Annotated in this window: 8 protein-coding genes; 6 read left to right on the top strand and 2 right to left on the bottom strand. The window is 65.1% G+C overall.

Features of this window, described 5'->3' with window-relative positions:
* Window positions 1-330 precede the first annotated feature (330 nt).
* From ACZ5BO_RS21350 to ACZ5BO_RS21375, 6 genes are all read left to right on the top strand, one after another.
* Window positions 331-1,746 (top strand): sigma-54 interaction domain-containing protein, encoded by a 1,416-nt coding sequence (locus ACZ5BO_RS21350; protein ID WP_025129788.1) that lies wholly within the window; start codon window positions 331-333, stop codon window positions 1,744-1,746.
* A gap of 287 nt (window positions 1,747-2,033) precedes the next feature.
* Window positions 2,034-3,425: a GntP family permease gene (locus tag ACZ5BO_RS21355; protein WP_464696379.1), complete on the top strand. Its 1,392-nt coding sequence runs from the start codon at window positions 2,034-2,036 to the stop codon at window positions 3,423-3,425.
* Window positions 3,426-3,432: 7 nt separating this feature from the next.
* Window positions 3,433-4,206 carry a 3-hydroxybutyrate dehydrogenase gene (gene hbdH, locus ACZ5BO_RS21360; protein WP_025129786.1) on the top strand — a complete coding sequence of 258 codons (774 nt, stop codon included), beginning with the start codon at window positions 3,433-3,435 and terminating at the stop codon, window positions 4,204-4,206.
* A gap of 125 nt (window positions 4,207-4,331) precedes the next feature.
* A complete protein-coding gene (locus ACZ5BO_RS21365; protein ID WP_464696380.1) occupies window positions 4,332-6,287 on the top strand; it encodes an acetoacetate--CoA ligase in 1,956 nt (651 codons plus the stop codon).
* A gap of 658 nt (window positions 6,288-6,945) precedes the next feature.
* Entirely contained in the window at window positions 6,946-9,486 is a 2,541-nt protein-coding gene (locus ACZ5BO_RS21370; RefSeq protein ID WP_464696381.1) for a hybrid sensor histidine kinase/response regulator, read from the top strand.
* A 51-nt stretch (window positions 9,487-9,537) separates the two neighbouring features.
* Window positions 9,538-9,813, top strand: coding sequence for a peptidylprolyl isomerase (locus ACZ5BO_RS21375; RefSeq protein ID WP_007932676.1), 276 nt, complete (start codon window positions 9,538-9,540; stop codon window positions 9,811-9,813).
* Window positions 9,814-10,265: 452 nt separating this feature from the next.
* Here ACZ5BO_RS21375 and ACZ5BO_RS21380 read toward each other — a convergent pair whose 3' ends face one another.
* Complete coding sequence (locus tag ACZ5BO_RS21380) at window positions 10,266-11,174, bottom strand: sugar kinase (protein WP_464696382.1); 909 nt, start codon at window positions 11,172-11,174, stop codon at window positions 10,266-10,268.
* Between the two features lie 106 nt (window positions 11,175-11,280).
* Entirely contained in the window at window positions 11,281-12,498 is a 1,218-nt protein-coding gene (locus ACZ5BO_RS21385) for an amino acid deaminase (protein ID WP_401017934.1), read from the bottom strand.
* Between the last annotated feature and the right edge of the window lie 18 nt (window positions 12,499-12,516).

Consider the following 12,516-nt stretch of genomic DNA (forward strand, 5'->3'; position numbering starts at 1 on the left):
GCTTGCCAGCGAAGGCGTCCGCCGGAGCCGCGCCCCATCCAAAGGCCCCTTCGCCGGCAAGCCGGCTCCTACAAGATCCGCGGCAGCCTCCAGCCCTGTAGGAGCTGGCTTGCCAGCGAAGGCGTCCGTCAGAACGACGCCCCATCCAAAGGCCTCATTCGCCGGCAAGCCGGCTCCTACAAGATCCGCGGCAGCCACCAGCCCTGTAGGAGCTGGCTTGCCAGCGAAGGCGTCCGCCAGACCAACGCCCCATTCAAAGGCCTCGTTCACCGGCAAGCCGACGCCCGCAAATCGGGCATAATCCCTGGCGCCCATTTTCAGGATGCCACCATGAACGACAGCGACAGCCTCAAGGATTACCAGCGTGTGCGCCAACTGGCGATCCGCTCGCTGTTCGAGATCATCGAGCAATCCAGCGAAGGCACGGTGATCGTCGATCGTGACGCCAATATCGTCTGGATGAACCAGCGCTATGCCCGGCGCTTCGGCCTGGAGTCCGCCGAATTCGCCATCGGCAAGCCCTGCGAAAGCGTGATCCCCGGCAGCCTGCTGCGCGAAGTGGTGCGCACCGGCCGGCCGATCCTGCTGGACATGCAGGACACCCCCAAGGAACCCCTGGTGGTGATGCGCCTGCCGATCCATGACGACGCCGGCACGGTGATCGGTGCCATCGGCTTTGCCCTGTTCGACGAGCTGCGCAGCCTGTCGCCAATGCTCAAGCGCTACCTGAGCATGCAGGAAGAACTGGCTTCCACTCGCTCCCTGCTGCGAGCCCGGCAGACCAAGTACAACTTCGCCCATTTCATCGGTACCAGCGCCGCCAGCCTGGAGGTCAAGCGCCGGGCCCGACGCAGTGCCAGCGCCGATTCGCCGGTGCTGCTGCAAGGCGAGACCGGCACCGGCAAGGAGCTGCTGGCCCAGGCCATCCACGCTGCATCGCCTCGGGCCCACAAGCCCTTTGTCAGCATCAACAGCGCGGCGATTCCCGAGGCGCTGCTGGAGGCGGAGTTCTTCGGCACCGCCCCTGGCGCCTTCACCGGCGCCGACCGCAAGGGCCGCGCCGGCAAGCTGCAGATTGCCCAGGGGGGCACCTTGTTCCTCGATGAAATCGGCGACATGCCGCTGCCCCTGCAAAGCAAGCTGCTGCGGGTGCTGCAAGAGAAGGAGTTCGAACCGCTGGGCTCCAACGAAGTGATCAACAGCGATGTACGGGTGATCGCCGCCACTTCCACCGACCTTGCGGCGGCGATCAAGCGCGGCGAGTTCCGCGCCGATCTGTACTACCGGCTCAACGTACTGCCGATTCAGGTGCCGGCCCTGCGCGAACGCCTGGATGACCTGCCGGCCCTGAGCGAGGGCATCCTCGAAGAACTGCGCAGCCAGCACGAACTCGACCGCGACGCCTTGCAGTTGCTGGCCCAGCACGCCTGGCCGGGGAATATCCGCGAGCTGCGCAATGTGCTGGAGCGAGCCGCGCTGCTCAGTGACGACCTGATGCTCAATGCCGCCGACATCCGCGCGGCGATCGGCAGCTTCAGCCCGGTGCAACGCGACGCCGCCAACTTGCCGCAGCCCTTGAACAGCGAAACCTTTGCCCAGGCCCGGGAGCGCTTCGACCGGCAACTGATCAGCGCCACTCTGGCCCAGTGCGCCGGCAAGGTGGATGACGCCGCCCGCAGCCTGGGGCTCGGGCGTTCGACCCTGTACAAGAAAATGGCAGCACTGGGGATTACCGAGTCTCTATAGCGAGACACAAATCTCCATTTAGAGAACCTGCCAATCGCGCTGCGCGCTTTTCGCTGGCAAGCCAGTGCCTACGGTGAGCTGATCAATCTCTGTAGGAGCTGGCTTGTCAGCGAACAGGCCGGCCAATCCCAAAAAAATCTCAAAACAGAGACAAGCAACTTCAGCCCGCCCCCATAAAAATAAAAATACCTATACATTTCAACTACTTACACAGATGGCACAGTTCTCGCTATAAGCCTCTCCACACGCACCACCCGACAACAATAACAATCCTGGAGAGACACACCATGAGTGTGATCATTGCCTTGGCAGCCCTGGCGCTGCTGATGCTCGCGGCCTACCGTGGCTACAGCGTCATCCTCTTTGCCCCGATCGCCGCCCTCGGCGCGGTGCTGCTCACCGACCCGTCCGCCGTGGCGCCCGCCTTCACCGGGGTGTTCATGGAAAAAATGGTGGGTTTCATCAAGCTGTACTTCCCGGTGTTCCTGCTCGGCGCGGTGTTCGGCAAGCTGATCGAGCTCTCGGGGTTTTCGCGCTCCATCGTCGCCGCCGCCATCAAGCTGCTCGGCACTCGCCAGGCAATGCTGGTGATCGTACTGGTGTGTGCCCTGCTGACCTACGGCGGGGTCTCGCTGTTCGTGGTGGTGTTCGCGGTCTACCCGTTCGCCGCGGAGATGTTCCGCCAGAGCAATATCCCCAAGCGGCTGATCCCCGCCACCATCGCGTTGGGGGCGTTCTCCTTCACCATGGACGCCCTGCCCGGCACCCCGCAGATCCAGAACATCATCCCCAGCACCTTCTTCAACACCACCGCCTGGGCCGCGCCCTGGCTGGGAGTGATCGGCACCATTTTCGTGTTCTGCGCCGGCATGCTGTTCCTTCAGCGCCAGCGCAACAAAGCGCAAAAGGCCGGTGAAGGCTACGGCAGCGAACTGCGCAACGAACCGGAAACCGCCGCAGACTTGCAGTTGCCCAACCCCTGGATCGCCCTGTCGCCGCTGCTGCTGGTGGGGCTGATGAACCTGCTGTTCACCCACTGGATCCCCCTGTGGTACGGCAAGACCCACAGCCTCAGCCTGCCGGGCATGGCGGCGCCGGTGACCACCGAGATCGCCAAGCTCACCGCCATCTGGGCGGTGCAGGCAGCCTTGCTGGTGGGCATCCTGATGGTGCTGGTGTGCGGCTTCTCGGCGATTCGCAGCAAGCTCGCCGAAGGCACCAAGAGTGCGGTCAGCGGCGCCCTGCTGGCGGCGATGAACACCGCCTCGGAATACGGCTTCGGCGCGGTGATTGCCTCCTTGCCGGGCTTCCTGGTACTGGCCGACTGGCTGAAAAGCATTCCCAACCCGCTGGTCAACGAAGCCGTTACCGTGACCTTGCTGGCGGGCATCACAGGTTCGGCTTCGGGTGGCATGAGCATCGCCCTGGCGGCCATGTCCGACAGCTTCATCAGCGCCGCCCACGCCGCCAACATCCCCCTGGAAGTGCTGCATCGGGTGGCCGCCATGGCCAGCGGCGGCATGGACACCCTGCCCCACAACGGCGCGGTGATCACCCTGCTGGCTGTCACCGGGCTGACCCATCGTGAAGCCTACAAGGACATTTTCTGCATTACCCTGATCAAGACCCTGGCGGTCTTCGTGGTGATCGCTACTTTCTACGCCACCGGCATTGTGTGAGGTATTCATGACCACTCTTAACGGCAAGACCGCACTGGTCACCGGTTCCACCAGCGGCATCGGCCTGGGCATCGCCCGGGTCCTGGCCCAGGCCGGGGCCAAGCTGATTCTCAACGGCTTCGGCGATGCCGCCCAGGCAATCGCCGAGGTTGCACAGTTCGGTGGCCAGGTCGGCCATCACCCGGCGGACGTCAGCGACCCGGCGCAGATCGCCGAGATGTTCGCCTATGCCGAACGGGAGTTCGGCGGCGTCGACATCCTGGTGAACAACGCCGGCATCCAGCATGTGGCGGCGGTGGAGGAGTTCCCCGTGGAACGCTGGGATTCGATCATCGCCATCAACCTGTCGTCGGTGTTCCACAGCACTCGCCTGGGGCTGCCGGGGATGCGCGCCAAGGGCTGGGGACGGATCGTCAACATTGCCTCGGTGCACGGCCAGGTGGGTTCGGTGGGCAAGGCCGCCTATGTGGCGGCCAAGCACGGGGTGATCGGCCTGACCAAGGTGGTGGGCCTGGAAACCGCCACCAGCAATGTCACCTGCAACGCCATCTGCCCGGGCTGGGTACTGACCCCGCTGGTGCAGAAGCAGATCGACGACCGCGTCGCCGCCGGCACCGATCCCCAGCAGGCGCAGCACGATCTGCTGGCGGAAAAACAGCCGTCCCTGGAGTTCGTCACCCCGTCGCAGCTGGGGGAACTGGTGCTATTTTTGTGCAGCGAAGCCGGCGCCCAGGTGCGCGGCGCGGCGTGGAATATCGACGGTGGCTGGCTGGCGCAATGACGCGACGCCCAGGCTGATGCCTTCGCTGGCAAGCCGGCTCCTACACGGCTCATCACCGCCGTGCAGGAGCGGGCTTGGCAGCGACAAGCCCGACCCGGAAAAACAATAAGAACATGAGGCCTTGCATGTCCGACATTCTCTGGCAACCCAGCGCCGAGCGCATCAGCAAGACGCGCATCGACGCCTTCCGCCGCTTGATCAATCAGCGCCACGGCCTGGACATTCGTGACTACCCCGAGCTGCACCAGTGGAGCATCGACCAGCGCGAAAGCTTCTGGCAGGCCATCGTCGACTTCTTCGAAGTCCGCTTCCAGCAGAGCGCCGAATGCGTGCTCCGCGAAGGTTCGCAGATGCCCAGTGCCCAATGGTTTCCCGGGGCCACCCTGAACTTTGCCGAGCACCTGCTCAAGCGCCGGGATCACAGTGTTGCGCTGGTGGCGATCAACGAGAACGGCCAGCGTGAGCAACTGACTTACGCCGAACTGGCGGCCCAGGTCGCCGGTCTGCAGCAGAGCCTGCGGGCCGCCGGGGTCGGTCTCGGCGACCGGGTCGCGGCGTGCATGCCCAACACCTGGCAAACCCTGGTGGCGATGCTCGCCAGTACCAGCCTCGGCGCGGTGTGGTCATGCTCCTCGCCGGACTTCGGCACCCAGGGGGTGATCGACCGCTTCGGCCAGATCGAACCCAAGGTGCTGATCACCTGCGCCGGTTACCGCTACGCCGGCAAGGACATCGACCAGACCGCCAAGGTCAACGAAATCCTTGCGCGCCTGCCATCCCTGGAACAGCTGATCATCGTGCCCTATGCCCGGCCCCAGGCGCGGTCCGAGGATTTCATCGGCAACGCTCAAATCAGCCTGTGGGACGACTTCTACCGCCCTGGCGGCGAACCGCAATTCGTCGCCGTGCCCTTCGACCACCCGCTGTACATCCTCTATTCCAGCGGCACCACCGGAGTGCCCAAGTGCATCGTCCACGGCACTGGCGGTGTGCTCTTGCAGCACCTCAAGGAGCACGGCCTGCACGCCGACCTGGGCCCCGGCGAGCGCTTGTTCTACTACACCACCTGCGGCTGGATGATGTGGAACTGGCTAGTCTCGGCCCTGGCCACCGGCGCCAGCCTGGTGCTCTATGACGGCTCGCCGTTCCATCCGAGCACGGAACACCTGATCGACCTGATCGACAGCGAGACCATCAACGTCTTCGGCACCAGCCCCAAGTACCTGGCCGCCCTGGAAAAAGCCGGCAGCCAGCCACGCCGCAGCCACCGCCTGGACAGCCTCAAGACCCTGCTCAGCACCGGTTCGCCGCTGTCGCCGCAGAGCTACGACTACGTCTACCGCGAGATCAAGAGCGACCTGTGCCTGGCTTCGATGTCCGGTGGCACCGACATCGTCGCCTGCTTCGTCGCCGGCAACCCGCTGCAGCCAGTGCGCCGTGGCGAAATGCAAGGCAAGGGCCTGGGCATGGCCATCGAAGTGTGGAACGACCAGGGCCGGCCGGTGATCGGCGAGAAAGGCGAGCTGGTGTGCACCCGGCACTTCCCGAGCATTCCCGTGGGCCTGTGGAACGACCCGGACCACAGCAAGCTGCGGGCCTCCTACTTCAGCCTGTTTCCCGGGGTCTGGGCCCAGGGCGACTACGCCGAGCAACTGCCCCACGGCGGCTGGCTGATCCACGGCCGCTCGGACGCAGTGCTCAACCCGGGGGGAGTGCGCATCGGCACCGCGGAAATCTACCGCCAGGTGGAAAAACTCGAACAGGTGGTGGAAAGCCTGGCCGTCGGCCAGAGCTGGGAGCATGACGTGCGGGTGGTGCTGTTCGTGCGCCTGCAACCCGGCGTGCAGCTCGACGAGGCCCTGCAGGAACGCATCCGCCAGGTGATCCGCGCCAACACCACGCCGCGCCACGTACCGGCAAAGATCCTTGCGGTCACGGACATTCCGCGCACCATCAGCGGCAAGATCGTCGAGCTGGCCGTACGCAATGTGGTGCATGGGCTGCCGGTGAAGAACACCGACGCCCTGGCCAATCCCGAGGCCCTGGAGCAGTTTCGCCAGCGCGAGGAATTGCGCAGCTGACCCCATCCCTTGCCGGCGAACCGCGCAGCGATCGGTGGGTGCGGTTCATGGCGAGGGAGTGCGGTGCTCTTGCGGGCCCCTTCGCTGGCAAGCCAGCTCCTACGGCTGGCGCGATAGCGGCGTCGTCCTTGTAGGAGCCGGCTTGCCGGCGAACCGCGCAGCGGCCGGTGAGTGCGGTTCAAGGCTAGGGCATGCGGCGTTCTTGCGGGCCCCTTCGCTGGCAAGCCAGCTCCTACGGCTGGCGCGATAGCGGCGTCGTCTTTGCCGGCGAACCGCGCAGCGGCCGGTGAGTGCGGTTCAAGGCTAGGGCATGCGGCGCTCTTGCGGGCCCCTTCGCTGGCAAGCCAGCTCCTACGGCTGGCGCGATAGCGGCGTCGTCCTTGTGGGAGCCGGCTTGCCGGCGAAGGGGGCATCCAGGCCGGAGCACAGGCCCGGCCCTGTTCGCTGGCCAACCGGCACCCGAAGCTGGGTCGATGCTCGCGGACTACCGTTCAGCCCCTCTAGACTGGTCATCTGCCGCAAAAGCAGGTGAAAATAACCCCGCCGAACCCCCGACAATCCATCCGTTTGAATATGCACCGCATGTCCATGCGACTTTTCGAGTGAGCGAGCCTGACGCCTCGCCGCGCGCGACTGCTCCACCCAGGACACCTTCGACATGAATGCCCCCCACCCAGGCAGCGAAGCCGCCAACCTGATTGCCCGCCTGGACTGGTCCGCCACCGCCCTCGGCGAATCCAGCCACTGGCCCCAGAGCCTGCGCACCGCGGTGGACATCGTGATCCACTCACCGATGCCGATGCTGCTGCTCTGGGGCCCGGAGCTGGCGCAGATCTACAACGACGGCTTTGCCCTGCTGGCGGGCAACAAGCACCCCGGGGCCTTCGGCCAGCCGGCGCACCTGACCTGGCCGGAGCTCAAGGACTTCACCGGCCCGATCTACAGCGCCGTGCTCAACGGCCAGGTGCGCACCTTCAGTGAGCGGCGCTTCACCCTGCAACGCAGCAACGGCAGCGAGTACGACCTGTGGCTGGACCTGACCTACAGCCCGATCCGCGATGAGCGTGGGGTGGTGGCGGGGATCCTGGTCACGGCCATCGAGACCAACGAGCGCCGGCGCATCGCCCTGGAGCTCAAGCAGCGCTCCGACGACAGCCTGCGGGCCCAGCATGAAACCGAAGAACGCCTGCAGCTGGCACTGGCGGCTACCGACGCGGTGGGTACCTGGGACTGGGACATCGGCGAAGACCGCTTTATCGCCGACGCCCATTTCGCCCAGTTGCACAGCGTCGACCCCCAGCAATCGCGCCAGCTGCCCATCAGCGAATACCTCAAGGGCGTGCACCCTGAAGACCGCGGCATGGTCGCCCGGGGCATCAAGCACTGCATCACCCACGGCACCGAGTACGCCGAGGAATACCGCCTGCAACTGGCCGATGGGCAAGTGCGCTGGGTCTTCGCCCGGGGCCGCTGCTACAAGGACCACCACGGCCGGCCCATGCGCTTTCTCGGCGCCGCCCTGGACCTGACCGAACGCAAGCAGACGGAACAGGCCCTGCGCCAGAGCCAGACCGAGCTGCAACTGATCATCAACGCCATGCCGGTGCTGATCGGCTATGTCGACCGCGAAGAGCGCTTTCGCCTGAACAACAGCGCCTACCTCGACTGGTACGGACTGACCCCGCAAGAGCTGTACGGCAGGACCATCCGCGAAGTGGTGGGCGACGAGATCTATGCCACTCGCGCCGACAACATCGCCGCGGCCCTGGCCGGCAAGCCGTGCAGCTTCGAGGCCAACTCGCCACACCGCGACGGCCGCCCGCGCCACGCCCTGATGAAGTACCTGCCACGCTACGGAGCCGATGGGGCGATCAACGGCTTCTACATCTTCGTGATCGACGAAACCGAGCGCAAACAGACCGAAGAAGCCCTGCGCAACCTCAATGAAACCCTGGAAGAGCGGGTCAACCAGCGCACCGAGGCCCTGGCCACCGCCAACCAGCGCCTGCAGAACGAGATGTTCGAACGTGAGCGCGCCGAAGACGCCCTGCGCCACGCACAGAAAATGGAAGCCGTGGGCCAGCTCACCGGCGGCATCGCCCATGACTTCAACAACATGCTCACCGGGATCATCGGCAGCCTGGACCTGATGCAGCGCTACATCGACAACGGCCGTGGCGACGAGATCGGCCGCTTCACCGAGGCGGCCATGTCTTCGGCCAAGCGCGCCGCAGCCCTGACCCATCGTCTGCTGGCCTTCTCCCGCCGCCAGTCCCTGGACCGCCAGCCCCTGGACCCGAACCAGCTGGTGCGCTCCCTGCAGGAGCTGTTCAACCACACCAAGGGCGAGCACATCGAGCTGCACATGCAACTGGCCGAAGGCGTGTGGCCAGTGAACACCGACGCCAGCCAGCTGGAAAACGCCCTGCTCAACCTGGTGATCAACGCCCGGGACGCCATGCCCAACGGCGGCCAATTGACCATCGAAACCGCCAACAGTTACCTCGACGGCAGTGACATCAGCACCCTGGAACCGGTCAAGGCCGGTGATTACGTGATGCTCGGGGTCAGTGACAACGGCGCTGGCATGAGCCCGCGGATCCTGGCCAAGGCCTTCGACCCGTTCTTCACCACCAAGCCCATCGGCCAGGGCACGGGCCTGGGCCTGTCGATGATCTACGGCTTCGCCCAGCAGTCCGGCGGCCACGTGACCATCAGCAGCGAGCCAGACCAGGGCACCTGCGTGCGCCTGTACCTGCCACGGTTGTATGCCGCCGCGCCGGAAGCGGCAAACAGCGCCACCGCCAACCAGGCGCCCCAGGCCCTGGCCGGGGAAACCGTGGTGGTGGTCGAAGATGATCCGGCGGTGCGCATGCTGGTGCTCAATGTGCTGAGCGAGCTGGGCTATCGCGCCTTCGAAGCCGAGGACGCGCGCAGCGCCCTGCCCTTGCTGGAGTCGCCGATGCGCGTCGACCTGCTGGTGACCGACGTCGGCCTGCCGGGCATGAACGGCCGGCAACTGGCAGAGATCGCCCGCCAGCATCGTCCGCAACTGAAGGTGCTGTTCATGACCGGCTACGCTGAAAAAGCCGCCGAGCGCCAGGGCTTCCTCGAACCCGGCATGGACCTGATGGCCAAGCCGTTCTCCATCGAGGACTTGGCGCAGAAGATTCGACGGATGATCGGCCAGCCGGATTGAATTCAGGCATAATCCGCGGCCGCCGTTTACCCGCTACAAGGTCACCTGCCCATGAAAGCCCAAGCCCGTCACATCCTGGTGAAAACCGCCGAAGAGGCCGAACAGCTCAAGCAGCGCATCGCCAAGGGCGAAGCCTTCGACGTCCTGGCGAAGAAGTACTCCACCTGCCCGTCCGGCAAGCGCGGCGGCGACCTGGGTGAGGTGCGTCCGGGGCAGATGGTCGGCGCCATCGACCAGGTGATCTTCAAGAAACCCCTGCGCACCGTGCATGGCCCGATCAAGAGCAAGTTCGGCTACCACCTGGTGCAAGTGTTCTACCGCGACTGACCCCGGACCTTGCAGGAGCTGGCTTGCCAGCGAAAGCGCGCGCAAGGTCAACGCCCGGTTCAATGGCCTCCTTCGCCGGCAAGCCGGCTCCTACAACCTCCACCTGCCCTGTAGGAGCTGGCTTGCCAGCGAAAACGCGCGCAAGATCAACGCCCGGTTCAATGGCCTCTTCGCCGGCAAGCCGGCTCCTACAACCTCCACCTGCCCTGTAGGAGCTGGCTTGCCAGCGAAAGCGTCCGCAAGGTCAACGCCCGGTTCAATGGCCTCTTCGCCGGCAAGCCGGCTCCTACAACTTCCACCTGCTCTGTAGGAGCTGGCTTGCCAGCGAAAGCGTCCGCAAGGTCAACGCCCGGTTCAATGGCCTCTTCGCCGGCAAGCCGGCTCCTACAACCTCCACCTGCCCTGTAGGAGCTGGCTTGCCAGCGAAAACGCGCGCAAGGTCAACGCCCGGTTCAATCGCGGGGGATCAGGGCGCCGGGATACTGGATCACCCGACTCGCCAATCGATGCCCCGCCTGCGCCGCTTGCTCCGGGCTCTCACCCCGCAAGCGGCTGGCCAGATAAGCCGCGCTGAACGAATCCCCCGCGGCGGTGGTGTCCACCACCTTGTCCACCCGCTGCGCGGGCACATCAAACGCGCCACCCACGCCCCGAACCAGGCAGGACTCGGCCCCGCGCTTGAGCACCACTTCCGGCGTGCCGCGATACGCCTCGAACACCGCCTCAACATCGCTGTAGGCAAACAGCGCCTGTTCATCCTCCAGGGTCAGCAGGGCCAGATCCACCTGGGGCAGTACCTCCCGATAAGCCGCCCGGGCCTGCTCCACCGAGGCCCACAAACGTGGCCGGTAGTTGTTGTCGAAGACGATCAGTGCCTGGCGCTGGCGCGCTTCGCTCACCATGGCCAGCAGTTTGCTGCGTCCCGATTCACCCAGCACGGCCAGGGTGATGCCGCTGAAATACAGCACGTCGTAACCCTTCAAGGCCTCAAGAATCGGCCCCGCCGCCACGCTGGTAAAACAGTCGCGTACCGCGGCCTCGTTGCGCCAATAGAGAAAGCGCCGCTCGCCGCGGGCATCGGTCTGGATGCAATACAAGCCGGGCAAACGCCCCGGCAAGCGCTGCACCAGCTCCAGGCCGATGCCCTCAGCCGCCCAGCCCTGGCACATGGCATCGCTGAAGCTGTCGTCGCCCAGGGCGGTGACATAGTCCACCCGGGCCAGCTCGCCCAACTCACGGGACAGATACACCGCGGTATTCAAGGTGTCGCCACCAAAGCTCTGTTGCAGACGGCCATCGTGATGCTGTTGCAACTCGATCATGCATTCACCGATGCAGGCGATGCGTTTCTTCTGGTTCATGTCCTTGCCCTCCTCCCTCCCACACAACCCATCCTGCACAAGCCGGTGCGCCGGTGAAGTCCTCATGCGATCGTCTTCAGCGTCACACCGCTTATGCCATCAGCGGTTAGAAGCAGGTTTCCAGGCTCTCGACCACCTGCAAGCGCTCATCCACCAACAGCCCGGTGCGCCACTTGTCGAAGGTCAGGCATGGGTGCGACGTGCCAAAGGAGAGGATGTCGCCCACCCGCAACTCGATACCCGGCGCCACGGTCATGAAGGCGTGCTGGTCCATCACCGCCGTAACCTTGCAGGTGCTGACATCATCCCCCTGAACAGCACCTGCCTGCGGCTTGTAGCGACGCAGCGGCACCGGCAACCCGGCGTCATAGGCCACGTCGCGCTTGCCCAGGGCCACCACGGCGAACCCCGGTTCCGGCAGCGATTGCACATGGGCCCAGACCTCCATGGCCGGGCGCAGGCCCTCCTGCAGGTCCGAGCGGCGCTCCAACACGCAGCACTGCGCAACCTTGTAGATGCCATGGTCATGGGCCACGTAACTGCCGGGACGCAGCACGCTGAGGAAACGCCCCTTGGCGTTGTGCGTCTCGAAGGATTCGGCGATCAGGTCGTACCAGGCCGACCCCGAAGCCGTGATGATCGGCCGCTCGATAGCAAACAGCCCGTCGTTGTGCAGGTCCACCGCCAGGCGCACCAGGGAGTCGGCGAAGCGGCGAATACCCTCAATGGCCTCGTCGCCATGGATCACCCCTTCGTAACCCTCGATACCGCACAGGGCCAGGGCCGGCTGCGCCTGGATCGCCTTGGCCAGGGCCAGCACCTCCTGCTCGCTGCGACAGCCACAGCGACCGCCAACCACGCCGTACTCGATCATCACCTTGAGGGTTACCCCGCGCTGGGCAAAAAAAGCGCCCAAATCGGCAACGTTGTCCGGGTGATCGACCATGCAATAGAAATCGAAATCCGCGTCCGCCAGCAGCTCGGCGATCAGCGCCATGTTCGGCGCCCCTACCAGCTGGTTGGCCATCAACACCCGACGCGCACCGTGGGCATAAGCCGCTCGGGTCTGCACCGCCGTGGCCAGGGTGATGCCCCAGGCTCCCGCGTCCAGCTGCCGCTGGAACAGCCCCGGCATCATGCTGGTCTTGCCATGGGGCGCCAGCTCGGCACCGCTGTCGCTGACGAACGTCTGCATCCAGCCAATGTTGTGTTCCAGAGCCTCGCGGTGCAGCACCAGGGCCGGCAGGCTGACCTCGGTCAACAGGTTCGCGCCCTTGCCAGCGGCACCCTTTTCCACCAGCGGCAGGTTCAATGGAGAATTCATCTTGGCACTCCTTATCAA

This window comes from Pseudomonas sp. FFPRI_1, from assembly GCF_055384485.1.

What these genes read in the sequence shown, in the direction of transcription:
- ACZ5BO_RS21350 (WP_025129788.1), top strand. Translation starts at nt 331, where the DNA reads ATGAACGACAGCGACAGCCTCAAGGATTACCAGCGTGTGCGCCAACTG.
- ACZ5BO_RS21385 (WP_401017934.1), bottom strand. Translation starts at nt 12,498, where the DNA reads ATGAATTCTCCATTGAACCTGCCGCTGGTGGAAAAGGGTGCCGCTGGC.
- ACZ5BO_RS21355 (WP_464696379.1), top strand. Translation starts at nt 2,034, where the DNA reads ATGAGTGTGATCATTGCCTTGGCAGCCCTGGCGCTGCTGATGCTCGCG.
- ACZ5BO_RS21380 (WP_464696382.1), bottom strand. Translation starts at nt 11,174, where the DNA reads ATGAACCAGAAGAAACGCATCGCCTGCATCGGTGAATGCATGATCGAG.
- ACZ5BO_RS21365 (WP_464696380.1), top strand. Translation starts at nt 4,332, where the DNA reads ATGTCCGACATTCTCTGGCAACCCAGCGCCGAGCGCATCAGCAAGACG.
- hbdH (WP_025129786.1), top strand. Translation starts at nt 3,433, where the DNA reads ATGACCACTCTTAACGGCAAGACCGCACTGGTCACCGGTTCCACCAGC.
- ACZ5BO_RS21375 (WP_007932676.1), top strand. Translation starts at nt 9,538, where the DNA reads ATGAAAGCCCAAGCCCGTCACATCCTGGTGAAAACCGCCGAAGAGGCC.
- ACZ5BO_RS21370 (WP_464696381.1), top strand. Translation starts at nt 6,946, where the DNA reads ATGAATGCCCCCCACCCAGGCAGCGAAGCCGCCAACCTGATTGCCCGC.